At 46.7% G+C, this 1,031-nt stretch carries 2 protein-coding genes; both read right to left on the minus strand.

The genetic code is table 11. The annotated features are described in order from the left end of the window. Positions 1 to 210 (minus strand): hypothetical protein (locus ACRC27_RS06775; RefSeq protein WP_438639487.1); only part of this gene is annotated, 210 nt, incomplete at its 3' end. A 259-nt stretch (positions 211 to 469) separates the two neighbouring features. After that, positions 470 to 994, minus strand: coding sequence for a rhodanese-like domain-containing protein (locus ACRC27_RS06780; RefSeq protein WP_152135606.1), 525 nt, complete (start codon positions 992 to 994; stop codon positions 470 to 472). Between the last annotated feature and the right edge of the window lie 37 nt (positions 995 to 1,031).

Here is a 1,031-nt window from a genome sequence, read left to right on the forward strand (position 1 = left end):
AGCCAGATAAGCTTCACTGAACTCATTACTCGCCCCCAACGTGGCATAATATTGATTCAGCGTGATATCACCGCTGTAATTAGAGCCAGAATCACTGTATTTGGTGTAGTCATATTTAAAACCAATATTCACTTCAGCCCGTGCTTGCACCGAAAGGCCACATCCAGCCATCAGCACTGATGCCAGCATCCATGTTTTCACGTTCCGCATAACTCACTCCTTGTTATTTCACTGATCCACAGTAACAAAGCTGAGCCATGCGAAAACGTAAACGGCTGTATTTTGTGAGTTCTTTCGCTGATGCGCCGATACTGACTTTACATCGCACAGCAAGTTTCAGATCAACATCGCTTTACGCGAAATACTTTACTCAGTATGCCAAAGGCAATAAAAAACGGCAGAATGTGTTTAACGCCCATAGGTGCCAATACCGTTCTGCCGCTTTAGTGAAGCTAAAATTTCACATCGGTTATTTCACTTCTTCAACCGGATAACCGGCACCACGCCACGCAAAAATGCCACCAGGCAAGCGATACACATTTTCGTAGCCTTGGTTTACTGCCCAAATAGCGGCATTATGGCTACGACCACAGGCGACAAAGCCACAGTACATAACAATAGTGCGGCTCTTATCTGGGCCCAGTAGCTCCAAGAAGGCTTGTTCGGATTGATTATCTTCGGTCAACGCCGCCCAGCTTTTGCCATCGGTAGCTTGTTTAGCGAACACAAAGTTTTTAGCACCCGGAATGTGGCCCTTCTTGAAGCTGCTGTCGTACGGCATGGTATCGATAATGAGCATATCTTGTTGACCATCCAGACGATTTTTCAGCTCTTCCACCGTAATCAACTGGTAGCCGCCCTGCTGTGCTTCACGGGCAAGCGTAACAGCCTGCTTCTCTGCCGCCGTTTCCTGCTCAAATTTATTATCAGAGCAACCGGCAGTGAATACCGCAGCGGTCAGCAATGCCAATGCTGTCAGTGAACGCTTTTTCATCGTTATCTCCATGTTATTTTACTGATTCTCTTACTGT

This window comes from Plesiomonas sp., assembly GCF_051650925.1.
GTDB lineage: Bacteria > Pseudomonadota > Gammaproteobacteria > Enterobacterales > CAMTGL01 > Plesiomonas.